This is a genomic window from Methylobacterium sp. NMS14P, assembly GCF_028583545.1.
GTDB lineage: Bacteria > Pseudomonadota > Alphaproteobacteria > Rhizobiales > Beijerinckiaceae > Methylobacterium.
Genome location: NZ_CP087106.1, coordinates 2,812,560 through 2,835,097 on the forward strand (window position 1 = coordinate 2,812,560; position 22,538 = coordinate 2,835,097).

Below are 22,538 nucleotides of genomic sequence, written 5' to 3' on the forward strand. Positions count from 1 at the left end.
ATCAGACCTCGATGCCGAGCGCCTCGGCTGCGGCGAGCGTCTGCGTGCGGAGGGCTTCAACCGCGGCGTCGAGCTTCTCGGGCGTGTCGATCTGCTCGGATAGCAGGCCTTCGGCGCCGCGGCGCAGGCGGACCGCGGCGACAGCGATCTGCCGGTAGGCGTCGGCCTTCTCGATCACGCTCCGGGCGTAGTCCGCGAGGCTGACCCCCTTGTCCTCGGCCAGCGGCGGCAACAGCGCGTGCTCAATCAGGGCGCCGCCCGCCAGCACGGTTCGCGCCTCCGCCTCCTGTGCCGTCCAAGACTGCACCTCGACATCGGCATAGGTGCTGGTCACCTTCGCGGTGATGCCGTTGCCGTAAGCCATGGCGGAAGCGAATGCTGAAAGTCGAAGCGTCGGCATATCAACCGGCGGTGGTGCGCCGTCCAACTTCCGCTGTTCGATTTCCTCATGCGTAAGCGGCACGAGCCTGCCGGTAACATCTAGGCGAACGAGATCTTCAATCATGTTGCGGGTGTTCCTCTGATGACGATTGATCCAGCTGTTGCCTTGCCCGTCGTTGTCATAAATCTAATAGCGTTCATGAGGGCGTTGCTGCCGCCGTTGTAAACCTGAGCATAATTGCTCACACGGAACAGTCCGGATGACCAAGGCGCCGCTGAGTTGAATAGCATCATGGCTTGGGTGGCAGCATCACCAGGATAGATAGTCCCACGAGCAGAGAGCGGCGTGGTCGTTCCGGTCGAGACGGCGTTTGCGATTTCAAGGTAGTTTGCGCCAAAATAATACACTGCGGGCGTATTAGAATTATTGTTCCCGTAGACGTACATACCATAGTAATCGTTTGTTCCAGCCTTGAAATTTGACCCACCATCAGAGGATAAACGTGCGCCGAAACTTGCGCCCTGCGTGTCGACCTTCAAGCCGTCGACCGCAAACTCGAATTTATCATAACCAGCCGGCAGCAATAGATCGACAGAAGTGACGGCGGTTGTGATAAGCGCACTGGACACGATCGGGGACCGATCTACCCATCCGACGTGCCACCCGTCAGTATCGAGATAGACGTAGGCTCGTTGCTTGGGCAGAAGCTTGAATGAACCGCCGCTGATGCCCTCGAATGGATCGGTTCCGTTGGCCGCAATTATCAGAATACCAGTCGAGTTGTTCTCGATAACGTCGGTCGCCCAGCCCGTGAACACGCTGGAAATGGCCGGCAGCGTTCGAGTGTAGCCGCCCGCTCCCGACGCGCGATACTTGAGCCCGATTCCGGTGGCTGGGATGCTGCCGGAGGCGGTCACCGCCACAGGGGCACCCAGATAGGCACCTCGCACGGGCGAGCCGTCGGCCCGCTGGTAGTGCCGCACACGCCAGTTACCGCTTGCGTCCGAGGTCGCTAGCGCCGTATCGCCGGCTGCCGTGACGATGTTCGTGCCGGTCGGCAGGACCAAGCTCGTGGCATTGTGGGTGAGAGTGCAAGCTCCCGTGAATCGCAGCAGCTTCTCGCCATGGGCGAAGGTGCCGAAGCTGGTGATCGCCGCCGTGCCGCTGATCGCTACCTTGCGACTGTTCTGTGCGCCGAGATCTACGGTCGCGGCTGAGGCCACGGTCGCCTCCGAGATCGCGAAGTCGGATAGGCGATTTGCCAGGACAGCCGGGAAGTCGACGAACACTTCCTTGGTGCCGGCCGTGAACGGGACCAGCGCATCAGCGTTTGAGCTTGCCAGAACCGTCGTCCGCTGCAGCGTGGTAGCGGCGGTCAGGGTGCCGAGCCCGACCTCCCACTGCACGCCCAGCATGATGGCGTAGAAGGTGATATCGCCAGTGCTCAGCCTCGACGAGAACGAGGAGAACCCGTTCACTGCGCCAGCGAGTGCGATGTCACCGGTCCCCTCGGTAACAGTCGTTTCCTTGACACGGTCCGCCAGTTTGAGGGCCATCACAGTCGCTCCGAGATCTTGTAGGCTTTGGCGTAGGCCGGCATTCCGGAGACCCAGACGGCCGGCTGCGTGATCGGATCGAGGTCGTCGAGCAGGCCCCAGATCGAATCTCGTCCGAGGTTCTCACTCGACGGATTGGTGATCAGCAGGATGTCGAGGCGTTGGCCGTTGAGGCGCTCGACCTCGTCGACGAAGCCCAGGCGCTGCGCCTCGGTGATCACCTCGAACGAGAGACTCGCAGTGCGATAGACGACGTTCGGGTCGACATAGGTCTGGCCGCCGCGGCTCTTGGTGCGCGTGGACAGGTCGACGTAGCCGCGCCCCCAGCCGAAGCTGAAGTTGTAGGCGAACTGCCAGCGCCGCCCGATGAAGACGCGGCCGGCCTCGATGTAGGTGGCGCCGGGCTGCTCCAGGTCGATCCGGACGTAGCGCGCCTGGACCACCTCCGGCAGCAGGTGAATCAGCATGCCGTACCGCGGGTCGACCGCGCCCGTGATCGGGCCGCTGTCGTAGGCCTCCGCCATGAGCCCCGAGGTGTCGATGGCCGAGGCGCGCACTCGGATCGTGCCGGCGGTGTTCAGGGTCAGCCCCATCACCGCGACCGTGTCGACGTCGTGCGCGTCGCCGAGGTCGACGGTCAGGTACTCCGAGGGGTTGTTGTCGCCGCGCCATTTCCGAGCGACGTGCGGGTTCTGCACCCGGGCCGGCGGCGTGAGCTGCCCCGAGCTCGAGGCGCGCACCGTCCCGCCGTCGGCGAGGTTCGCGTAGGCGATGGCAGCATTCCAGGGGTTGGGCATCAACCGAATCCGATGATCTCGACGGTCTCGGCGTCCGTGTCGTCGGTCAGCGAGACGATGCGCAGGAGGCGGCCCGCCTTCAGGTCCCACCGCGGGAAGGTCACGAAGATGCACTCGCCGATCTCGTGGGCGAACGGGTGGATCTTCACCGTCATACGGTAGAGCGACTGCGTCGGGCCGAAGAGGTTCAGCAGCCGGTCCGATTCCGCCTGCGCGTCCGCCTGATCGCGGAAGTAGGCCTGGATCGGGTCGGGATCCTGCGCGAGCGGGTGGTTGCGCTGGACGCGCTGTCCGGTCGCCGCATCCGAGGTGACCAGGCTGTAGCTCTCCTTGAGCCGGGCGACCCGATCGTCCGTGACACCGGACTGGCCTGCCACGTCGGTCTGGACAGTCCAGTTTCGGCCCCAGGCGACGCGGAAGCGGTAGGGCGGCGGCGAGAGCTGATCGGGCAGCTTCTGCCGGTCGATGTCGACGATGTCGACGCGGTCGTAGGCGGCCGCGGGCTGACCGCTCGGCGCCGTGAAGATCGACACCTCGAGCCGACCGTTCCGGCGCATCCCGGCCCAGCCGCCGACCGCGCCCATGAGGTCGGCCACCGCGTCGATCACCTTCGTGTCGGCCGAGCCGTCGAGCCAGTAGCCGATCACCGCCGGCTGCATCCGCTCGACCTCGTCGAAGGTCGGCACCGAGAGGCCAGACGGATCCGGGACCTGCGAGCCGATCGCGAGGAGCCGGCGGACCACGCTGGCTGTGGTGTTCACGTAGACGCCGCCGGTCTTGTCGCCCTTCACGTCGCAGGTGACGGTGCCGGCCGGGGACCCGCCGAGCCGGATGAGGCCACCCGCGAGGCAGGTCCCGTATTCGCCAGCCTCGATATCCGCGTTGCTGCCCTGGCCACCGGTGGTTGCGGCGAGCAGGGCCGCGGGGGTCGCGAAGTCCCGGGCGAAGGTGAGCACCACGGCCCGGTCGTAGACGGCGGGGATGGCCTCCACCGTCCCGCCGTTGACCTGATAGATCAGCAGGGTCGGGATCACCGTCACAGGGGTGATGTTCGAGCACTCGCCCAGCGCCAATGGCTTGCGCTTGCCCTTCAGGTCCTCGGTGCCGTCGAGGTCGCCCGTGCCGCCATAAAGCGCGGGCTGCGCCGGCATCTCCATCTGGTAGGCGTTATCCCGGACCTGAACCCGGAGCAGCGCCTCCTCGACCTGCCAGTCGGCCGCCGTGCCGTCGAACAGGGTCTGGTAGTTCGCGTAGGGCGAGTCCTTGATCCCGACCTTCACCGTGATGCGGCGGCCATCGACGGAGTAGCGGGAGATCAGATCGTCATAGTCGCCCTCGGCGTTGATGAGGTCCATCTCGCCCCAGCCGGCGGTCACCTGCCCGATCCGGCCGCCGTTAATGATGGACCGGTCGAACCGGATCACCTTCTGCAGCGTGCCGAGGAAGGGCGTGCTGGCCGGCGTGTCCCCGGGCTGAGTGATGAACTCGTCCGTCGCGGCGTAGATGCGGACGTTTGGATCCAGCACCGCGGTGCCGGTGCCGATGATAATCGCGCCGCCATGCGCCGTGTATCGGCCGGCGCCGATCAGCGTGGCGCTCAACGTGATCCGGGCCGAACCGCCGATCCGCATGCGAGCGGCCAGCGAACTTGTCGACGAGCCCTGCAAGTCGGCAGAACCATGCCGTAACCGTCGCCCGGCCGCCGAGGTGGTGGCCTGAGCCGCGAGGCTGGCGCGCCCCTGGATCAGCCGCCCACCGCGCCCGACGAATGTCGCCGACGCTGCGAAGATCGCACCGGGGCTACTACCAGCCGAAGAGATCGGTTGAGAGCTGAGAGGTCCGAAGCCCATCATGCCGCGTTACGATCCGACATGGGGTAGGCCGAGATCTCCACGGCGTAGACGAGGCGCACGCGTGGATCGAGGAACAGATCCTGGAAGCCCCCGGTGCCGACCATTCGGGCCGACGCCGTACCCACGAAGCTGCCGCCCTCGTACCGGATGCGGAGCGGCTGCAGGCTCGTGCTTGCGGCGGCCGTGGCGGCGGCGGCGCCGTACTTCAGGATCCGCCCCTCGGCGAACAGCGAGACGCTGGCGCTGGCCGAGCCGCGGAACTGGATGATGCGACCGCCGCGCCCGACCATCGAGGCGTCGATCGCGAATGCCGCTGAGCCGGGCCGGATCCGAAGCACAGCCATCTGCGCGGCGGCGGCACCGGCCAGGGATGCTGCCCCATAGCGCCTGCGCACCGAATCCGCCGACATCGCCGCGGCGGCGAGGAAGGCAGCCGGGGAGTTGCGGATGCGGGTCGGCTTCGCGGACGCGGTAGCAGCCGCCGAGACGCTGCTCACGCCCTGGATGATCCGGCCCGGCAGCAGGCTCGTGGCCGCGAGGCTGGTGAAGCTCGCCGTGCCGTAACGGACGCGCACGCTGGCGGCCGACAGAGATGCGGCCGCGGTGATGCTGGCGGCGCCATAAGCGAGGCGCCGGCCCGCCGCGCTCGCGGTGGCCGCCCCCGTGAAGCTCGCGCCGGCCTGCCGGATCCTCCGTCCGTTCGCCAGCAAGGACGTCGCCGCTAGGAACGAGCCTGAGGCGACGGTGATGACGCTGCCGCGCTGCGCCGCCGTTGCTGCCCCTTGCAAGCTGGCCGCGCCGCGGCGCACCAGCACCGCGGCAGCCGAAGCCGTCGCGGTGGCCGTGAACGAGGCAGCACCCGTCTGGACCCGCCCAGCGTTCGGCTGGGCGGAGATCGGGGTCTGCGATAGGGGCGAGAAGCCAAGCACGGTGGTGCGTCAGCCGATCAATCGAAGGCGGCGGAGAGCTGACCGGCCGAGACCACGTACTGATCTCCGGCGAGGATCTGTCGGGTCGTGGTGGTCTGCGCCTTGAGCAGCATGTTGCCGCCGGTGGCCGCATCGAAGATGCCGAAGTAGGCGATGTTGCCCCAGTCGGCGCCGGCCACCGGGAAGGTGATCGCACCGCTGTTAGAGCTGCTGCCGGCGGTCGGGTCGGCGGCCGTCATGGTCGCGGTGATCGCCTGCCGAGCGTACTGCGTTCCGCCTGTGGTCGGGATCTCACTCGTGGCCGAGCCGGTGTCGGTCGGATCCGCGGTCAGGAGGCCGAGGAACACGCCAGCCGGCATCGTAAAGGCGGCCTTGCCGAGGGTGTGGTCGAGGAGCTTCTTCTCCAGATAGTCGGTCATTGCACCGGGCATGGGTCAGCGTCCTTTCGGTGAGGCTGGGTCGGCTTCGGGGTGAAGGTCGTGGCCGCGGTCAGGCGGCCTTGGTGCCCGCGGTGCGGGGTCGACTGGCGTCCTGCCGCCGATCGGTGTTGCCCTTGCGGGTCTCGGCCCGGTGCTCGTCCACGCCGTCTCGAACATGGCGGGCGCCTGCGGCGATGGTGGCCTGCTCGCGCTGGCTGTCCTCGCGGTTCTCGCTGCGCAGCGCGGCCACCTCAGCTCGGAGCGCGCGAAGCTCGGAGAGCAGCGCGTCGCTGTTCCCCATGCCACCGGCGACCGGGACGGGCATCGCCACCGCCGGCATGGCGAAGGCGCCAGCATTGTCGTTCATGGCCTCCAACAGGGGGCCGTAGATGCGAGCGGACGCGGCATTGACCACGAACTCGCCGTTCGACAGGCGGGCAGCAATGCTGTCCGAGGTCCCGGTGCCGGGCCCGGAGACCCAGCCGCCGGTTGCGTAGACCGGCGCACCGTTCTTGGCGTTGGCCGAGCGCAGGTTGTTCAGGATCTGCCCCTGCAGCAGGTATGTGTCGCCCTGATACCTTGCCTGCTGCTGAAGGGCGTCGTTCGTGTAGGCCGTGTTCGCCTGGATGAACGAGTTCTGCGAAGAAATGCTGCTGTTCAGGCTGACCAACTGCTGCTGCAGTCCGACCTGAGAGTTGGTCAGGCCGTTGATGCTATCGAGCACCTGCTTCTGCTGGGCCATCAGCGTGTTCTGGCCATTCAGGATCGCGGCCTGATTGGTCAGAAGGTTGTTGTTGGTCCCGACGCCCGAGTTGGTTCCGGACGTGAACTGCTCGACCCGGAACGAACTCGCATTCGCGATCTCCATCTTGCTGAGCTGACCGTCGCCGTTGGCGTCAATCGCGTTGAAGACGGCGCGAGCCGCCTGCTGCTCCGCAGTAGTGGCCAGCGGGCTCACGCCGGAGAGGAACTCGTTGTAGTCCAGCAGGCCGTTCACCGAGGTGTCGAGCCGGGCGAAGTTGGCGTTCAGCGCCGCGGCCACCAGCGCCGGGCTGTTCGCGATGATGCCGGCATAGAGCTGCTGCTTCATCGCCTCGGTGGCGTCGACCAGCGCCGTCTTGCTGTCGGTGATGGCGTTCACGATGAACTGCTCAGCCGAGACCTGCGTGGGGAGCGCGGCGAGCGTCTTCTGCACCTGATCGAACGTCGCCTGATAGGCGCTGTTGGAGGCGTTGTAGGCCCGGCTCGCATCCAGCAGCGCCGAGGCGTACTGCGTGATGTTGTCGAGCGCCGTGCGGTCGCCGCCCTGCGCGAGCTTGAGTTGCGCGTCGTACTGCGCCTGCGCCTCGGCCAGCCGGTCCTTCGGGGCCAGCGGCGAGTTGGTGCCAGTCTTCAGCCCGTCGAGGAACGTGTTGATGTTCTTAGCGAAGTTGTCGAACGCGGTCTGGGCTGCATCCATCGTCTGCTTGATCGCGTCGGCCGCCTGCTTGCCATAGTCGGCGATGATCTTGGCGCGCTCCGCCTCCTGCGTCATCGTCAGTTCGGCGATGGCCTCGCCGCCGGCCTTGATCTCGTCCTGCCGCTCCTGGAGCGCCTGCCGGTCGTAGGCGTTGAGCTGCCCGGCCAGGGTGCTCGAATCGTTGGTCGCGGCGAAGTACCGGTCAGAGTACCCCTTCAGGCGGCTGTTGAGCGCCTCGGTGGCCGCCTTCGCGAAGTCGGTGATGATCTTGAGCCGCTCCGCGCCCTGCGCCTGCTCGAGCTCGTTGATCGCCTGATTGCCCTTGGCGCCCTCCTGCCAGCGCTCCCACTCGGCGGCCCGGTCGAACGCGAGCAGCTTGCCCTGGAGGCTGTCGGTCTCGAACGTCGCGGCGACGTACCGGTCCTCATACCCGCGCATCCGGTCCTGGATGGCGGAGAGCGCCTCCTGCGCGGCTTTGGCCGCCTGATCCGCGCTCATGGAGGCGGTCGCAGAGTACTCCCGCACCCGGCCGGCCAACTCCGGGAACTTGGCGATCAGCTCGTCGAAGGCACCGCCGGCGAGTTGGCTGCCGTCCACGATCTTCTGCGCGGCCGCGGTGAAGTACGTGTCAACCTGCCCGAGGTCGCCGCCGATCGCCGACGCATCCTCCTGGAGGCTCGCCACCTCCTTCACAAGGTCGGCCGCGTCGTTGAGATAGCCCTTGTTCAGCGCGTCGTTGATCTTGCGGCCGAGGTCGTCGCTGAATTTCGTCCGCAGCTGATCGAGCGCCTTGTTGGTGCCCTCCTTGATCGCGGTGGCGGCCTGGTCCGCGGACATGCCGAGATCCTTCAGGATCTGCGTCAAGCCGGCGGCCGTGCCGTTGATCCGGGCGAGCTCGGTCTGCGTCGCGGAGAGGTTCGGCGTCGGCTGGAGCGCGGCGAGAGCGCCCTTCACGGCGGCCGTCTGCGCGGCGGCGGTGGCGGCCGGGCTGATCCGGCCGGCGTCTGCGACGAAGCCCTTGATCGCCTCGCCGAGCTGCTGCACCGAGGCCATGGCCTGCGAGAACGGCCCGCTGGTGCCAAAGCCCGCCTGCACCTCCGCCAGCACCCCGTTGAAGCCATCCGCGAAGGTGGCCGTCATCCGGGCGACGTAGGTCTGATAGTCCTTCATCAGCTTGTCGGCGAGCGCCTGATCGCCGCCGTCGCTGGCCGTCTTGATCGCCTGCTTCGCCTGGGTCAGCGCGTCCGAGATCTGCTTCCCGACGTTGCCGATCGAGCCGCCCTGGAAGCTCAGGGACAGCTGCTCGATCTGCGGCCGCGCCTGGTCGAGGGCCTCGCGCCGGGCCTGGATCTCCTGCTGGAGCTGCTTCTTGGCCTGCTTCTTCGCCTCGCTCTGACCGAACAGGCCGCCGAGGAGGCCCGCGCCGGCACCCGCCACGGCGAGGAGCGGGTTGCCGCTGGCCAACCCGGCGAGGCCGCCACCGAGCGCGCCCATCAGCGGGCTCTGGCTGCTGTAGCCGATGGCCGCGCCCGCGCCGACGGAGGCGATGGCGCCGCCCAGCGGCGACGACAGGATGCCGCCGTTGCCCTTCGGCTTGAGCGCGTTCGACAGTGCGCTGCCGATGCCGCTCTCCGCGCCGAGGCCGAGCGCCTTGGTGATCTTGTCGCCGTCGAACAGGCCGCCGAATAGGCTGCTGCTCGGAAGGGACGGGCCCTGCGCGCCGGGCAGCGGCGAGCCGGCCTCGCTCGACGACCCACCGCCGAACAGGCTTCCGAGGCTGATCTTGCCGCCGAGCAGGCCGCCGAGGTCGCCGCTCTTCTCGCCCGCCGTCCCGAACAGCCCTGCGAGCCCGCCCTGGCCAGTGAGCAGCGCCTTCAGAGAGCTGGAGGCGAGCGTCTTGGCGAGGTTCGAGAAGGCCTCGCTCATCTTCTGACCGCCGAGGATCACGTCCTCCGCGAAGGTGCCGAAGGTGTCGCCGAGCTCGCGCTGCGCCTCCCGGGTCAGCTCCAGCTGCCGCTTCGCGTTGGCGAGGTGCTCGGTCGAGGCGGCGAGGCTAGTGCCGAGGCGGTCGGTTTCGTCCCGCATCTGCTGGGTGACGGTGATCCCGTCCTTCTTGGCGGCCCGCTCCATGTCGTGGGCGAGCTTCAGCTTGATCACCGCCTCGGACGACTGGCCGACCGACTTGGTCTCAAGGTCGAGCTCCTCGATCCGGTCCTTCGTCCGCTGGATCAGGTTGTCGTAGGAGCTGACGGCCTCCTGGGCCGCCTGCTTGGACTGCTTCGCCGCTGCGGCTGCAGCCTTGGGCGCCTCCGGGCCAAACACGTACGGGAACTGCCGCGCCGTGATCGTCGGCTGCTGCGGGCCATAGCTGCCGTCGATCTTCGGCGTCTCGGTGGACGCGGCCTTCTGCTGCGCGGACAGGACGCCCATCTGCGTCAACAGGCCGGTGACCTTGTTGCTGACCGCGTCGAAGGCGCCCCCGATCCCAGAGGCCACCGCGGACGCGAAGTTGCCGACGGCGCCGATCGCGCTGTTGATCGCCTCGACGACCCACTGCACGGCCTGGAGGATCTTCAACCATGCCTCGTTCAGCAACAGCGCCGCGCCCGAGAAGTCGACCGTGACCGCCCAGGCCTCGCTGATGGCCTGCTTCGTGTCGGCGATCTGCCGGTTCAGCGCGAGGGCGCGGTCGACCTGCTCCTGCTTCAGCACCTCCTTCTCGGCGGCGGCCTGGAGCGCGGCGGACAGCTGCTCGGCGGAGGTGTTGCTGATCCGCAGGCGCTCGACGAACTCGGGTCCGAACACCTTCTCGCCGACCTGGATGCTGGCGAGGTGCAGCCCGAGGTCGTCGAGCTCCTTCATGCCGGCGAGCGCCGCGCGGATGCGGTCCTGGATCGTGGTCGCGGTGTCCGAGAGCGCGGTCGCCTGCAGGCCGTTGGCGCCGGCCACGCCCGTCGAGCTGATGTCGTTGAACAGCTTGGACAGGCCGTTGCCGGATCCCCAGGAATCCTTGAGGAACGAGGAGGCCTTGCCGAGGGCGGCGTCGATCTGGTCCTTGGTCGCCTGGATCTTCGGGGCGATCGCCTCGAAGCTCTTCAGGAACGGCGCGCCGACGTCGAGGCTCTGTGCCTTCTCGCCGAGCTGCACGAGCTGATTCAGGTCCGCGTAGGCCTTCTTGATCGCGGACGAGGCCACCTCGAAAACCGCGAAGGCCACGGCGATCGGCAGGAAGTAGCCCGGCACGACCGACAGCGCGCGCGACAGCAGGCTGGTGGTGGTGGTGAGGCCGGCCGCCTTCGTGGCGAAGGTCTCCAGGCCTACCGCTGCCGCCGCCGCACCCGTGGACAGGCCGGAGAGCCCGCGCGATGCCAGTGCAGCGCCGGCGGCGGTTGCCGCGCCCATCTCGGTCGCGGTCGCGGCATACCGCGCCGTCACGGCGGACGCCGCCGCCAGGGACCCGGCCGCCGAGGCAGCGAGGCCCGACAACGCCCGGGCCGCCGCGACGCTGGCCGCCGCCACGATGATCGGGTGCTCCAGCGCGAACTTGCCCGCGGCCTTGAACGCCTCGCCCTGGCGCTCGAGCGCGCCGACGTTGTCGTTGGCCGCGCCCTGCATGGCGGAAGCCGACCGGGCGGCCTGAGCCTGCGCGTCGGCAAAGCGCTCGGTCGCTGCCGTCAGTGCGTCCTGCTGCGACTGAGCCATGCCGAGGATCTGCGCCTCGGCCTGCATCTGCCGCTGGAATCGGTCCTGCACGGCGGCGAGTTTCGCCCGGGCCTGGGCAGCCTTGTCCGACGACGACGCGGCCTTGCCCTCGGCGTCGGTGGCCTTCCCGGAGGCCGCCGTCACCTTGTCGAGCGAGGACGCGACCTGCTCGTTCTGCGAGCGAACGCGATCGACCCCCTCCGTCGTGTAGACGAAGCGGGTCTCGTTCACCGCGATCTGGTTGACGGCGACCATGCGGTCTCCAGGCGAACAGAAGCGCCGCGCGAAGGCGGCGACAACGTCAGGCTTGGGGGCTGGGCCGCCGAACGGTTATCGGCGGGCGCAGATGTCGGATTGGGCCTGGAGGTCTTCCAGGGTTGCCGTGTAGGCGCTCAGAGCGAGTGTCAGGCGATCTCGGGCGGCGTCGACCTTCTCGGCCGCGGAGCGGATGCCCGGCGGGGCCGTACGCGTCGCGGTGGCGACCCGCTGCTGCTCGAAGGTCAAGCGGAGCTTGTCGAGTTCTGCGATGCTCCTGCCGATCGAACCGGACAGCGCCTTGCACTGCGACGCGCTGAACTGTGCGGCGCACGGCGTTGAGGAAAGGGCGGCGGCGAACACGAAGAGCGGAAGGGCGCGCATGGGCGTGAGGTAGAGTTGCGCATGCGAGCGGCGAGGCCGAGCCCTCATTTGCTCTTCCCGCCGCTGCCCTTCTTCTGCTTCTCGGCCATGTCGGCGAGGTAGACCCGATCCTGCGCGCGGATGAGGCGGGCGAACCGCTCGAACTCGTCCAGGTCCGCGATGTCGAGGCGCCGGGCGTAGAGCTCGATCGACGACCATGGAATCGGGCCGCACCCGCCCAACGCCCCCAACCGGCGATCCGAAGATAGCTCGGTGAACGCGTTGCTGATGTAGGCGAGGTGCGGCCAGAGGTCGGGACGGGTGCGAAGCGCTGGCGGGTCAAAGGTCGGGTCAGCCTCGACCTCGGCCTCCAACCACGCGAGCTGATCGCTCCACCTGAGCGACCAGGTCAGGTGCCCGACGAGTTTCCCTCGTCGTCCTTGGCCGCCGCGGCGTCGGCCTCGCCGACCACGGTGGCCGCGTAGATCACGGCCTCGCGGAACTGCCGGTATTCCGGCTTGGTCAGCAGCTCGGTCGCCATCTCCTTCGAGTAGGGGATGGCCGCGCCGCCTTCGTCCTCGAGGCCGGACCAGTCCAGCAGCACGGTCGAGCCGAGGCAGGTCGAGGTGATCTTGTCCATCTCGTCCGGGTCGACGCGGCCGCCGCGGCGCTTGTCCCGGGGCACGGCGTCGATCAGGCGCTGCTGCAGCCGCCGGAACTGGGCGTTCTGGTAGCCGCGGACTTTGAGGCGCAGGTCGCCCGAGCCCGGGATGTCGCCGACCCATTCGCCGGTCTCGATCGCCGCGGCGTCGACCTTGAGAGCTGAGAGCTTCACGCGTCCTGGTCCTTCTTCTCGCCGGCCTCGGCCGGATCCGCCTTCGACTCGGCCCGGCTGGCGGCGGTCTCGCGCGCCAGCCCCTTGCCGATGATGAGGTCCCCGGACACCTCGACCTCCTGACCCTCGACGTAGGACACCTTGCGGGCGCCTTCTTTGGCGCCCTGCGGGTATCCGTCGAAGGATTCCTTGATGACGACGGTCTTCATCCGGGCCTCCTCAGGTCACGTTGCGGGTGATCTTGAGGGTGCACGCCTCGGTCGGGTCGTAGAGGGCTCGGAACGGGATGTTCACCATCACGTCGTCGGTGTTGCCGCCGACCGCGCGCTCGCCGTCGCCGAAGCGGATCTTCGGGAACAAGAAGGTGTAGCGCTTGCCGCTCTCCACCCCGAGGGTGAAGGACAGGGCGGCCGAGCCATGGTCGAGCACGGCCTGGTAGAGGGCGTTGCTCTCGAAGTAGGCGTTCAGCGTGCCGGTGATGTTGCACCGGTCCGCGCCGAACTGGTTGCTGTAGAGGGAGCCGACCTCGGGCCGCTCACGCAGGCCGTTGTTGATCTCCATCGTCAGCGTCTTCACCCGGGGAGCCGGGTTGATGGTGCCGACCGTCAGCGCCGCCACGTTGTTCGAGGCGTTGGCGATCGGGTCGACGCTGGGCGCCGTGTAGGTTGCGCCGGTGATGATGCTCGTGGCGAGCACCTCCTTCTGGCACATGAAGGCGACCGAGCCCGTGATCTTCTCCCGGGCGCCGATGCTCAGCGACAGAGTGTTGACCGTCGATCCAGGGAAGCGGCTGAAGGAATCGGTCGCGCCGAGCTCCAGGGTCTCCTCGATCGTCAGCGTGGGCGCGAGCACGCCGTTCTTCAGCACGTCCGTTGCCCAGGCGCCGCGCAGCGCGTTGGCCAGCAGCATCTCGATGAAGTCGCCGGACGAGAACTCGAAATTGTAGGAGCCGCCCGCGGCGAGGCCGGTCAGGATCTCATCGCGAACGTTCCGGTCGGCCTGGCGCTCGTCGGACGTGACCGTGGTCTTGTTGGTGCGCAGGCCGCCGCTGGTGACCCGCGCGGTCTTGAAGGCCGGGGTCGCCGGGGTGACGCCGAAGTCGGTCTCGGGGACATACGCGACGCGAACGCCGCTGCCGTCAGCGAACATGGTGCTCTCCTGGATTGTGACGGGGGACGGCCGTTCAGCCGAGGTAGTCGTGCTCGAACGGCACCGCGGTCGTGAGGAGGAAGTACCCGTCCTCGTCGTTGCGGTCGTCGATCACCGAGGGGGACGGGGCGAAGGTCCGCACACCGTCGAAGGTCTTGCCGCGGAACAGCGCGGACAGCTCGTCGATCCACTTCAGGCCTTCGGCGATGCCGTCGCCGCGCCGGATGTTCAGCACGAGACGGAAGGCGCCCTCGTCCCGGTAGATGTTGTTGCCGGGCGAGCCGAAGCTGATGCGCTCAGAGCGGACCACCGGGTACTGCACGACGAGGAAGGCATCGCCACCGATCGGCGTGCCGGTGTCGCCGTTCAGGCCGCGCACCTCGCACTTGTCCCAGGACGCGGCCAGGAGATCTTCGACGGCCTTGGCTACGACGGACAGGCCCATCGGATCAGTCCAGGGTCACGGTGATGACCGGCACGCGCGTGGCGCGCTCCAGCTTCATGCCGGCCACGCGCGTCGGCTGCTGACGGAGCCGGGCCCGGGCGCCGCGGCCGGCCTCGCCCGCCACGTAGCCGAGCAGCGGGGACTCGTAGCCGAAGCCGACGTGCACGCTGTTGCCGAAGCGGCGGCCCGCCATGGCAGCCACGGCCTGATAGACGCCGCCGGGCGCCTGCGAGGACTCGCCCTCCTCGATCTTCTTGCCGTAGGCGGTCAGGTTCATGAACACGTAGCGGCTGGCCGGCGGTGCGTTCGCGGGGTCCACCTGCTGATCGTCGGCGAGCAGGACGTGCGCGCCCTTGTACCCGCCGCTCAGCACGGGGGAGTGCTGCACGATCTGCTCATAGATCCAGGCCAGCGCTTCGTTGGCGCGCCCGAAGCGGAACGCTACCTCGCCCTGGTCTGGATCGAGCTGGTCGAGGCTGGCGCCAGACTGGCCTTCGATCACCACGTCCGTCGCCGGCAGCCGGCCGAACTCTTGGCGGTATGCCGCTTCGGCGCGGGCCTGCGCCTCGCGAGCTGCCGCGGTGACGACGAGACGGCGGCGCTCCGGCGAGAGAGCAGCCGCCACCGCGGCGCGGACGTTCTCGGGCGTGCCGCCGGTCTGCGTGATGGCCATCAGCCCCTCACCGTGCAGTCGTAGGCGAGCAGCGCGCCCGCCACACGGTGGCTGTTGTCGTCGACCATCCGGAAAGTGCGCTGCCGGCCGCCGATCACCACGCTGTCGAGGCCGCCCGTCTGGATCGGCAGCGGGAATCCGCCAGCGACCAAATCCGCAGCCAACAGGATCACCCGGCTATCGCCCTGCGTGATACCGCCCACGAGCTCGGACGGCGCGTAGCCAGTGACGATGGCGCGGACGTCGATCTGCGGCTCGTAGGCAACCGGGTTGCTGTTCGCCCTCCGGCGCTGAAGCTTGATCACCTCGCCGCGGCGGTCGATCTCCTCGGCGTAGAGGGCCGGGGTCGGCGCGGACTCGATCTCCAGATGCACGTCGTCCAGATCGACCTCGGGCGCCTTCCGGATGGTGATCGTGAACACGTCGCCGTCCAACTCGCACCGATCGCCGACCTTCAGCCCCCGGGTCAGGTCGCAGGCCCGCACCGTAAGCTTGCCGCCGCGCCCCTGGAGCGTGACACCGACCACGTTGACGGTGAGCGCCCGCTCGAACTCCAAGCGCCCCCACTGCACCGGCCCGATCGCGGCGAAGCCGCCGGCGCCGCGGCGCAGGAACTGGATGCGCTGGTTGAGCGTGCCCGCGGCAGCGATCGGCATCAGGAGTGATCCGGGCTGACGCGGTGACGGCCGGCGAGCGCGCGCAGGCCGTATTCGACCTCGCGGGACAGGGCGCCGCCCCGGCCCGCAGGCTCCGCGACCTCGCGGCTGGCGTAGAAGTGCGCCGCCAGCATCTTGATCGCCTGCTTCAGCGTGCTCGGCACATGAGCGGCGTCGCTCCAGCCGGCGGCGAAGCGGATCCGGTATCGGCGCGGGTCGACCAGGCCGGGCTGTGCCGCGAATCCGTTGGTCGTGAGCCGCGCCAGAGTGGCGAACTCGTCGACCAGCGCGATCATGAAGTCGCCGGCCGCAATGGCGGCGTAGGCGCCGCGCGCCTCCCGCCCTTCGAACGAGACGAGCGTGTCGTCGACCACCGGGCGCACGGGCAACTCGACCACCGTGTCGACGCGGTCGACGAAGAACTCGAAGCTCTCCTCCAGGATGCAGTAGCCGTTGAGCCACCCGTCCGGACCGTGGAGGAAGTCGAATGCCGCCGCGACGTACCCCTTGATCAGGTCGTCCTCATCCGTGTGGCGGACGCGCGCCTGCGCCTTCGCTTCGTCGAGCGTGACGACAGCGAGCTTCTGCTCGAGCGTCAGCGGGTCGGAGATCCGGCGCAGGTCCACGCGTCCGCCTCACTTCGTCTCGTAGGCGCGCACCGTGCCGGGCCGCGCCATCTTGTCGGCGGGCGGCTTGGCGTCGGCGGTCGCGCGGCCCCGCTCGCCGCGGTAGCGCGCGACGTCGGCGTCCGAGGAGCGGGGACGGCTCTCGGCCGCCCCCTCGCCTTCGCGCCGCTGCTCCTGATCGCCGGCCATCAGGCGGCCGGCAGCCGGAGCGCGTCGGAGGTGACGGCACCCCCGGCGCGCTGCTGCACTTCGCCACGGCGGGCGATCTCGGCGCGAATGATCTCGTCGGCCTCGTCGGCCTTCGAGACGTCGCGGCCGGCGATCTGGGCGGCGAGCTTGATGCGCTGGAGGTGGTGCCGCTCCAGCGGATCGTCGCCGAGATCGACCTGCGAGCGGCGCAGCTCGTCGTCGGTCTCCGGCACAACCCGGGACGCATCCCGGCGCTCGGCCACGGATCCGCGCTCGTAGACGCTGCCGTGGGGCACCGCGATGCCGCGGTCGTGCAGCTGCTTGGCGTCGGCGGGCTTGTAGCCGGCCACGTCGCCGACCGCGTGCGGCATGGCCGCCTCGATGAACTCCATCGGCACCAACCCGCGGTGGTTGCCCTTGGCCATGTCGTGGAAGTGGGAGAGGTCGAGCCTCCCGCGCGGCATACCCATCGTCGTCACGTCCCGCTGTTCGGATTGCGCGGGCCGCCGGCTCATTCCGGCGGCCCTGTTTCAGGCCGGCCGGCTCAGGAGGCCGAGAGCGAGCCCCAGCGGGCGTGCTCCAGCACCGACACCGCGGCGTCGCGCTGGAGCGCGATGTCGTGGCGCATCTCCATGAGGACGGCCATCATGTTCTGCTGGAAGAGCAGGACGGGCGTGCCGGTGCCGACGTCGATCGAGGCCTCGGTGGAGGTCTTGACCGTCAGTCCCTCGTCCTCGCCGTAGAGGACGTTGCCCCAGTCGATCAGGGCCAGGGTGGACTCGTCGGTCGTGGTGCCGCCGTTCGACGGGAACTGCGTGGTCACCAGAACCTTGAAGCCCTTCCAGATCGGCTGCGCCTGGTTCAGCTCCGGGTAGATGTACTGCCCGTTGGCGCCCCGCGCGTCGGCGAGGTAGCGCATCAGGTGGTAGTTCATCGTCCAGGCGAAGCGATCGGTGGCCGGGATGTTCGCGTCCGTGATCGCCAGGATCATCAGGGTGGCGACCCGGTCGAGCTCGGCGACGGTCGGCGCCTTCGGATTGGCGAAGTACGCCCCCGCGCCGGTGGCCGCCGCGTTGAAGCGGTTGATGCCGCTTCGCTTCAGCAGGCCGTTCGGGGTCGTGTCGCTGCCGACGCTGAAGTAGCAGGCGAGGTCCATGTTCTGCGCCAGCGTGGAACGCAGGTCGTCCTCCAGGTAGGCCCGCAGGTCGGCCAGCGACCAGGCGAGCGCCTCCATGGTCACCATCACGATGCCGGCGAGCTTCTTCGACCGCATCGAGATGTTGTTGAAGGTCGGCGATCCGACCGGCTTCTTGGCCGCCTCGCCGACGTACCCGGCCGTCGATCCGGTCGCGCCGCGCGGCTGGTTGAACTGGCCGCTCACCAGCGGGACCCGCTTGGGACCGCCCTGGAGGAAGGTGTTCTCCGGTCGCAGGAAACCGATGATGGTGGAGGACTGCGGCGTCGGCATCAGGATGCCGCCGTCGGCCGGGGTCAGGGTGGAGTTGAACTTCTGGCCGCGCACCGCCGCCTTCTGCATGGCGCGCTGCTTGAGGGTGTCGACGAAGCGCTCGTACCCCTCCTCCGCCATGATCTCCAGCGGCGACTTGAAGGTGCCGTTGCCGGCGAAGACGCGGCTCTTGGCGGCGGCCGCGCCGAGGAGCGCCACCTCCTGGATGCCGGTCATCTTCTCCTCGGGCCGGGCGTACACGCGCCCGTCGCCGCCCTCGTTGCGCTGCTGCAGATCGAGGCCGCCCGCGGCGCCACCGGCCGCGCCGGCGGTGGCCGCCTCCAGCGCTTCGTCGCGCTCGGCGTCCTTGACCAGGGACAGCGCCTGCTCGGCGGCGGTCAGCGCGTCCTTGTAGGCGGTGCGGTCGGCCTCGGTGGCGGCGTCGGCGGTGGCCTTCGCGCGCGCGGCCTTCGCGGCCTCGTGGGCAGCCTTCAGCTTCGCCCGAAGTTCGGCGAGGGTCATGTCACTTCTCCATGCAGAAGGTGGCAGCGCCCGCACTCGGGATGGCCACCGGGTGAAACCGCCGTGTGCGGGCGGGTCAGGCGGGGGCGTGCTGCCCCATCTCGGAATCGAGGCCGGCCAGACGGGCGTCGGCGTCGAGGATCTCGTGCTTCGCGGTCAGCGCCGGCAGGTCGGCGGCGAACTGGTCGCGCAGCTTCTGCTCCGGGGTCGGCTCGGGCGCGGGCTTCGTGCCGCCCTCGCCCGGCTTCGGGTCGGCCGCGTCGGTCCGCCCCTTGAACCCGAGCGCCTTGGCCAGCCGGTTGAGCAAGCCCTCGTCGGTCTCCAGCGCGTCGATCACGCGCTCGGCCTTCGACGGCTTCACCGGCACCAGCGCCGGGGCGCCGCCCTCGCCGGCCTCGACCGCGAAGGTCTTGCCCTGGAAGGTCACCGTGGTGCGCTCGCCGGTGGCCTGCCGGTGGCTGGCCTCGAACGCCTTGCGCGGGACCAGCAGCCCCTTCTCGATCGACCAGGTGTCGAGCACCTCCTCAATGAGCTCCCGGGCCAGGACGTCGCCCGCAGCAGCCGCCTTCGCCAGCGCGGCGGGGTTCGCTGGCACGCAGCAGGGCGAGCACTCGTACAGATCGGCCTCGTGGATCATGTAGCCGGGGTAGAAGTAGCTGCCCTGCTGGTCCTCCGGCACCTCGCGGCGCTCGATCGACAGCGGCATGAAGCCGATGGAGCAGGCCCGGATCGAGCCGGCCTCGAAATGCACGTCCAGGCGGTCGGCCATGACGTCGCCCTTCACGAGGGTCAGCGTGCCCTCGGTGCGCTTCGGCCGGCCGCCGAGGGACTTCTCCAGCTCGGACCACGTGCCCACCGGCGGGTCACCGGCGCGATGCGACCACGGCGCGACCGGGTTCTTCTCGAACTCGGTGGTGTTCAGCCCGGCCTGGACGACGATGTCGCGATCGCGGTCCTCGATCTCCGCCGACATGACGAAGCGCATGGTGCGCGCCACCTTGTCGTAGCCCGCCTTGCTGAGACCGGACGGGGCGGCCTTGATGATGACGCCCGAATCCCGGGCAAAGTGCTTGCGCTCCACGCCGCCGTAGCCACGCGAGCCGAGGTATTCGTCGATCGAGACGCGCTTCGAGGCCATCAGGCTGCTCCTGCGGAATGGACGAGCCGCGGGCCCGCCTTGCCAGCGTTGTTGTCCGGGCTCTCGCCCTCACCCGCGCCCGGGTTGGTCGGCTTCTGGCCGGTGCCGGCGTGGATCACCTGCCCATCCGGGCCGATCAGGCTCATGTTGACCGGCACCATGCGCTGGTCGCCGCCGGCCGGGAGCGGGTTGAGGCGGAACGGCAGGACCTCGCGACCCTCGTCGAAGGTCATCAGGCCGTCCTTCATGCCCATGTCGACGAGCTTCGACAGGGCTTCCAGATCGGTCGCCATCAGCGCGACCTGATCGAACTGGGGCCCGAAGATCGGCCACTCCTTTCGGGTGAACAGGGAGAGGCGGAAGTTCTCCTGGATGCCGTGGGCCAGCGGGTGCAGGCAGTCGCTGTAATACTGCCGGTTCATCGCCGACATGTTGTTGTAAGCGACGGCCTCCAGCGCGAAGATCTTGTGCGGCGGGCAGTTCATGAGCCCGCAGACGCGCATGATCTGCTGGTTGAAGCTGTCCTTGCTCTCGGCCTGCACCGCATTGATGGCGATGCTTTTGGCTTCGAGGCCGGCTTCCAGCAGGATCGGATCGCCATTCGCGACCGCCCGACGGGTCCGCTCGGTGAGCTGCTGCTTCAGCCGGCGGAACGCCGCGTCGCTCTCGTCCTTGTTCCCGAAGATCTGGCTCGTCTGGTAGACGATCGGCTGCTTGCCATCGTTGCCGAAGATGTTCCGCTGAAATTCGGCGATGGCGGAGACGAGGTCGAAGATCGGGCCGCCCAGCGCGAAGTTCGACAGGCCGTACAGACCGTCCCATAGCCGTCCGCGCAGGTGGATGATGCGGTCCGCCGGCACGACCATGTACGAGTCGCCGAGCTGCGCCTCCTCGAACAGGTTGCCCGCGTAGATCTCGTAGAACAGCTTGCCGGAAGTCGAGACCCGCGCCCGGCACCGCGCCGGCTGGATCGGGATGAGCGCCTCGACCGTGCCGTCGACCGTGATGTCCTTGTAGAGGTAGGCGTTCTGCGCGAGCTCGATGTGCAGCCCGACCATGCGCCACAGCTCGGGCCACGTGTGCCACGGGTTCGGCCGGGTCATCAGCAACTCGGCGATCGGGTGCTGATCCGCCTCGACCATGGTCCAGCCGCGGCCGCGGCGGCGCCACAGCAGCATCTCGGCCTTGGACAGGTCGCGCGCCTTCACGTCCGCACACATGATCGCCAGGGCGACGCCGACGGCATGCTGCCCGTAGAACGACCGGCCACCGCGGCCGCCCATCCCGAGCAGGTCGCCGACGTCGTGCCAGCCGATGTCGTCCCACCCCTCAGCGCTGTCCGTGCGCAGCGGGCCCGGCACGGTGGCGAGGTCCTGGGCGGTCAGCCCGGACCGCTGCCACATCTCGGACTCGGTTTCGCTCATGCAGCGCCTGCCAGCCCACGTGTGAGGTACGGGTTTGCGCGCGTGACGCGCCCGCCCGTGTCGGGGGTCCCGGCCTCGTTCGCGAGGCGGGCCGCATTCGCGTTGATCGCCGCGTCGAAGCCGTCGATGGAGGCCTTCGACCCGGGCTTGGCCTTCTTGGGCAGGACGTTATCGTTCGCGTCCCAGTGCCCAACGACGTTGCCGGCCATCCACGAGGTGACCGGATTGGCGTCGTGCTGGAGCCGGGCCGGGTCCTTGTGCCGGGTCACCAGGTCGTCGGTCGACCGGGTTATGTGCGAGGCGGTCTTCGAGACCGAGTAGACGGTGTGCCCGCGCTCCTCGATCGCGCCGGCCAGGAAGTCGGCCTGGAAGCGGTCGACGCCGAACGCCCGCACGTTGTGCCCCTCGATCATGCCCAGCACGTCCCCGAGGATGGTCGGGTGATGGACGTGGCTGCCGCGCGTCGTGGTGAGGTGCTTGGCCTGCTCCCACGCCGTGAACTGGCCCGCGTACCGATCGTCCTTGAACCGCGGCGAGCGCTCCGGCAGCCAGTACCGGAACACCGCATAGAGCACGTCGCCCACCTCGATGATGAAGCAGGCCGCGTTCAGATCCGAGGCGCTGGCGAGGTCGACCCCGACGTACATCGGGAAGCCCTTCAGCGCCGCGAGCGTGAGCCTCGCATCTCCGCAGGCGTCCCAGGCCTCCACCGAGAACAGGTTGCCGGCGGCCCGGGACCAGAGGTTCAGCCGGGTCCGCTTGTACTCCTGGAGCTTCGCCTCGCTCTTGCGGGCCTCGCGCTCCTCGGTCTCCAGAGAGGTCGGGTTCAGCGACACCCCGTAGAGCGGGTTGAGCTTCTCGACGATGGCCGGGTCGAACCGGCGCTCCTCGTCCTCCTTGTCGCCCGCGTACATGGCGACGAACACGCGGTCCGCCCGGAGCTTGCCCTCGAGCACCTGCTGATCCGACCGCCAACCGTCGTAGGCCGGGCCCGCCGCGTCGCGGCCCGCGGTCGAGATCCCCAGCCACAACGGCTGCTGCCGGGCGCCCTGAGCGCTCTTCAGCACGCCAATGACGTCCTGATTCTGCGCGTGGACCTCCTCGGCCAGCACCACGTGCGGGTTGAGGCCGTCGAGGTTGGGCGCCTTGCCCGCCAGGAGCTTCAGTTCCGCGCCGGTGCGCCGGAACCGGATGCTCTCCGTCGTGTCCTTAGCCTGAAGCCAGTCCTTGAGCTCCCGCTCCTTGTCCAGCGTCTGCCGGATAGCGAGGTACGGGATGTCTGCCTGCTTCTCCGAGCCCGCGGCCACGCACCCCTCGGCGCCCGGCTCGTCCTCGTAGTTCAGGCAGTAGAGCACGATCCCGACCGAGAGCGCCGTCTTGGCGTTCTTCCGCGGGACCCAGAACGCCACCTCCCGAACCCAGCGACGGCCGGTGTCCCGCTCCCGGAATCCGAACGTCGCCGCGATCCACCAGCACTGCACCGGCTCCAGCACGATCGTGCCGGCGAACCCCTTGATGTGCGGTAGCGTCTCGATGAACGCGCAGGGGTCGTTGGCCCGGTCCGCGTCGAAGATGAAGTCGCTGCTCGGCCGCTTCGCCTCGTGCAGCATGTCAAGGAAGCGCTGGCAGCCGAGCCGCTCCCAGCGGCAGGCCACCACCGCGCCCTGTACGACGGCCTGGGCGTACCATTCGGCCATCCCGGCATAATCCGGGATCTCC

At 68.7% G+C, this 22,538-nt stretch carries 22 protein-coding genes; all 22 read right to left on the reverse strand.

What is annotated here, in order from left to right; genetic code table 11:
• Window position 1: 1 nt before the first annotated feature.
• Window positions 2–505, reverse strand: coding sequence for a hypothetical protein (locus LOK46_RS13445; RefSeq protein WP_273564213.1), 504 nt, complete (start codon window positions 503–505; stop codon window positions 2–4).
• A complete protein-coding gene (locus LOK46_RS13450; protein WP_273564214.1) occupies window positions 502–1,938 on the reverse strand; it encodes a hypothetical protein in 1,437 nt (478 codons plus the stop codon). The genes LOK46_RS13445 and LOK46_RS13450 overlap by 4 nt, the downstream gene beginning before the upstream one ends.
• Window positions 1,938–2,735, reverse strand: coding sequence for a hypothetical protein (locus LOK46_RS13455; RefSeq protein WP_273564215.1), 798 nt, complete (start codon window positions 2,733–2,735; stop codon window positions 1,938–1,940). Before LOK46_RS13455 ends, LOK46_RS13450 begins: the two co-directional genes overlap by 1 nt.
• Window positions 2,735–4,588, reverse strand: a complete 1,854-nt coding sequence (locus LOK46_RS13460; protein ID WP_273564216.1) for a hypothetical protein — start codon at window positions 4,586–4,588, stop codon at window positions 2,735–2,737. Before LOK46_RS13460 ends, LOK46_RS13455 begins: the two co-directional genes overlap by 1 nt.
• Window positions 4,585–5,517 (reverse strand): hypothetical protein, encoded by a 933-nt coding sequence (locus LOK46_RS13465; protein WP_273564217.1) that lies wholly within the window; start codon window positions 5,515–5,517, stop codon window positions 4,585–4,587. The genes LOK46_RS13460 and LOK46_RS13465 overlap by 4 nt, the downstream gene beginning before the upstream one ends.
• 17 nt (window positions 5,518–5,534) lie before the next feature.
• Window positions 5,535–5,948 (reverse strand): phage tail fiber protein, encoded by a 414-nt coding sequence (locus LOK46_RS13470; RefSeq protein ID WP_273564218.1) that lies wholly within the window; start codon window positions 5,946–5,948, stop codon window positions 5,535–5,537.
• Between the two features lie 58 nt (window positions 5,949–6,006).
• Window positions 6,007–11,352: a hypothetical protein gene (locus LOK46_RS13475; RefSeq protein WP_273564219.1), complete on the reverse strand. Its 5,346-nt coding sequence runs from the start codon at window positions 11,350–11,352 to the stop codon at window positions 6,007–6,009.
• A gap of 75 nt (window positions 11,353–11,427) precedes the next feature.
• Window positions 11,428–11,736 carry a hypothetical protein gene (locus LOK46_RS13480; protein ID WP_273564220.1) on the reverse strand — a complete coding sequence of 103 codons (309 nt, stop codon included), beginning with the start codon at window positions 11,734–11,736 and terminating at the stop codon, window positions 11,428–11,430.
• A gap of 44 nt (window positions 11,737–11,780) precedes the next feature.
• Window positions 11,781–12,089: a phage tail assembly chaperone gene (locus LOK46_RS13485; RefSeq protein WP_273564221.1), complete on the reverse strand. Its 309-nt coding sequence runs from the start codon at window positions 12,087–12,089 to the stop codon at window positions 11,781–11,783.
• Between the two features lie 35 nt (window positions 12,090–12,124).
• Entirely contained in the window at window positions 12,125–12,550 is a 426-nt protein-coding gene (locus LOK46_RS13490; protein ID WP_273564222.1) for a hypothetical protein, read from the reverse strand.
• Complete coding sequence (locus LOK46_RS13495; RefSeq protein ID WP_273564223.1) at window positions 12,547–12,759, reverse strand: hypothetical protein; 213 nt, start codon at window positions 12,757–12,759, stop codon at window positions 12,547–12,549. The genes LOK46_RS13490 and LOK46_RS13495 overlap by 4 nt, the downstream gene beginning before the upstream one ends.
• Before the next feature lie 10 nt (window positions 12,760–12,769).
• Window positions 12,770–13,699, reverse strand: a complete 930-nt coding sequence (locus LOK46_RS13500; RefSeq protein WP_273564224.1) for a phage tail tube protein — start codon at window positions 13,697–13,699, stop codon at window positions 12,770–12,772.
• A 34-nt stretch (window positions 13,700–13,733) separates the two neighbouring features.
• Entirely contained in the window at window positions 13,734–14,144 is a 411-nt protein-coding gene (locus tag LOK46_RS13505) for a phage tail terminator-like protein (protein ID WP_273564225.1), read from the reverse strand.
• A 4-nt stretch (window positions 14,145–14,148) separates the two neighbouring features.
• Window positions 14,149–14,817 carry a hypothetical protein gene (locus LOK46_RS13510; RefSeq protein ID WP_273564226.1) on the reverse strand — a complete coding sequence of 223 codons (669 nt, stop codon included), beginning with the start codon at window positions 14,815–14,817 and terminating at the stop codon, window positions 14,149–14,151.
• Window positions 14,817–15,473, reverse strand: coding sequence for a hypothetical protein (locus LOK46_RS13515; protein ID WP_273564227.1), 657 nt, complete (start codon window positions 15,471–15,473; stop codon window positions 14,817–14,819). The genes LOK46_RS13510 and LOK46_RS13515 overlap by 1 nt, the downstream gene beginning before the upstream one ends.
• A complete protein-coding gene (locus LOK46_RS13520; protein WP_273564228.1) occupies window positions 15,473–16,099 on the reverse strand; it encodes a head-tail connector protein in 627 nt (208 codons plus the stop codon). Before LOK46_RS13520 ends, LOK46_RS13515 begins: the two co-directional genes overlap by 1 nt.
• 9 nt (window positions 16,100–16,108) lie before the next feature.
• Window positions 16,109–16,288, reverse strand: coding sequence for a hypothetical protein (locus tag LOK46_RS13525; RefSeq protein WP_273564229.1), 180 nt, complete (start codon window positions 16,286–16,288; stop codon window positions 16,109–16,111).
• Window positions 16,288–16,758: a hypothetical protein gene (locus tag LOK46_RS13530; protein ID WP_273564230.1), complete on the reverse strand. Its 471-nt coding sequence runs from the start codon at window positions 16,756–16,758 to the stop codon at window positions 16,288–16,290. Before LOK46_RS13530 ends, LOK46_RS13525 begins: the two co-directional genes overlap by 1 nt.
• Before the next feature lie 74 nt (window positions 16,759–16,832).
• Complete coding sequence (locus LOK46_RS13535) at window positions 16,833–18,257, reverse strand: phage major capsid protein (RefSeq protein WP_273564231.1); 1,425 nt, start codon at window positions 18,255–18,257, stop codon at window positions 16,833–16,835.
• Between the two features lie 76 nt (window positions 18,258–18,333).
• A complete protein-coding gene (locus LOK46_RS13540) occupies window positions 18,334–19,395 on the reverse strand; it encodes an HK97 family phage prohead protease (protein ID WP_273564232.1) in 1,062 nt (353 codons plus the stop codon).
• The gene (locus tag LOK46_RS13545; protein WP_273564233.1) at window positions 19,395–20,819 is read right to left on the reverse strand and encodes a phage portal protein; all 1,425 of its coding nucleotides are present in this window, start codon (window positions 20,817–20,819) and stop codon (window positions 19,395–19,397) included. Before LOK46_RS13545 ends, LOK46_RS13540 begins: the two co-directional genes overlap by 1 nt.
• Entirely contained in the window at window positions 20,816–22,516 is a 1,701-nt protein-coding gene (locus LOK46_RS13550) for a terminase large subunit (RefSeq protein WP_273564234.1), read from the reverse strand. The genes LOK46_RS13545 and LOK46_RS13550 overlap by 4 nt, the downstream gene beginning before the upstream one ends.
• Window positions 22,517–22,538 lie beyond the last annotated feature (22 nt).

Excerpts from the sequence above, each read along its gene's own strand:
- LOK46_RS13445 (WP_273564213.1), bottom strand. The coding sequence starts at position 505 with ATGATTGAAGATCTCGTTCGCCTAGATGTTACCGGCAGGCTCGTGCCG.
- LOK46_RS13450 (WP_273564214.1), bottom strand. The coding sequence starts at position 1,938 with ATGGCCCTCAAACTGGCGGACCGTGTCAAGGAAACGACTGTTACCGAG.
- LOK46_RS13455 (WP_273564215.1), bottom strand. The coding sequence starts at position 2,735 with ATGCCCAACCCCTGGAATGCTGCCATCGCCTACGCGAACCTCGCCGAC.
- LOK46_RS13460 (WP_273564216.1), bottom strand. The coding sequence starts at position 4,588 with ATGATGGGCTTCGGACCTCTCAGCTCTCAACCGATCTCTTCGGCTGGT.
- LOK46_RS13470 (WP_273564218.1), bottom strand. The coding sequence starts at position 5,948 with ATGCCCGGTGCAATGACCGACTATCTGGAGAAGAAGCTCCTCGACCAC.
- LOK46_RS13475 (WP_273564219.1), bottom strand. The coding sequence starts at position 11,352 with ATGGTCGCCGTCAACCAGATCGCGGTGAACGAGACCCGCTTCGTCTAC.
- LOK46_RS13480 (WP_273564220.1), bottom strand. The coding sequence starts at position 11,736 with ATGCGCGCCCTTCCGCTCTTCGTGTTCGCCGCCGCCCTTTCCTCAACG.
- LOK46_RS13495 (WP_273564223.1), bottom strand. The coding sequence starts at position 12,759 with ATGAAGACCGTCGTCATCAAGGAATCCTTCGACGGATACCCGCAGGGC.
- LOK46_RS13500 (WP_273564224.1), bottom strand. The coding sequence starts at position 13,699 with ATGTTCGCTGACGGCAGCGGCGTTCGCGTCGCGTATGTCCCCGAGACC.
- LOK46_RS13505 (WP_273564225.1), bottom strand. The coding sequence starts at position 14,144 with ATGGGCCTGTCCGTCGTAGCCAAGGCCGTCGAAGATCTCCTGGCCGCG.
- LOK46_RS13510 (WP_273564226.1), bottom strand. The coding sequence starts at position 14,817 with ATGGCCATCACGCAGACCGGCGGCACGCCCGAGAACGTCCGCGCCGCG.
- LOK46_RS13515 (WP_273564227.1), bottom strand. The coding sequence starts at position 15,473 with ATGCCGATCGCTGCCGCGGGCACGCTCAACCAGCGCATCCAGTTCCTG.
- LOK46_RS13525 (WP_273564229.1), bottom strand. The coding sequence starts at position 16,288 with ATGGCCGGCGATCAGGAGCAGCGGCGCGAAGGCGAGGGGGCGGCCGAG.
- LOK46_RS13530 (WP_273564230.1), bottom strand. The coding sequence starts at position 16,758 with ATGGGTATGCCGCGCGGGAGGCTCGACCTCTCCCACTTCCACGACATG.
- LOK46_RS13535 (WP_273564231.1), bottom strand. The coding sequence starts at position 18,257 with ATGACCCTCGCCGAACTTCGGGCGAAGCTGAAGGCTGCCCACGAGGCC.
- LOK46_RS13540 (WP_273564232.1), bottom strand. The coding sequence starts at position 19,395 with ATGGCCTCGAAGCGCGTCTCGATCGACGAATACCTCGGCTCGCGTGGC.
- LOK46_RS13545 (WP_273564233.1), bottom strand. The coding sequence starts at position 20,819 with ATGAGCGAAACCGAGTCCGAGATGTGGCAGCGGTCCGGGCTGACCGCC.
- LOK46_RS13550 (WP_273564234.1), bottom strand. The coding sequence starts at position 22,516 with ATGGCCGAATGGTACGCCCAGGCCGTCGTACAGGGCGCGGTGGTGGCC.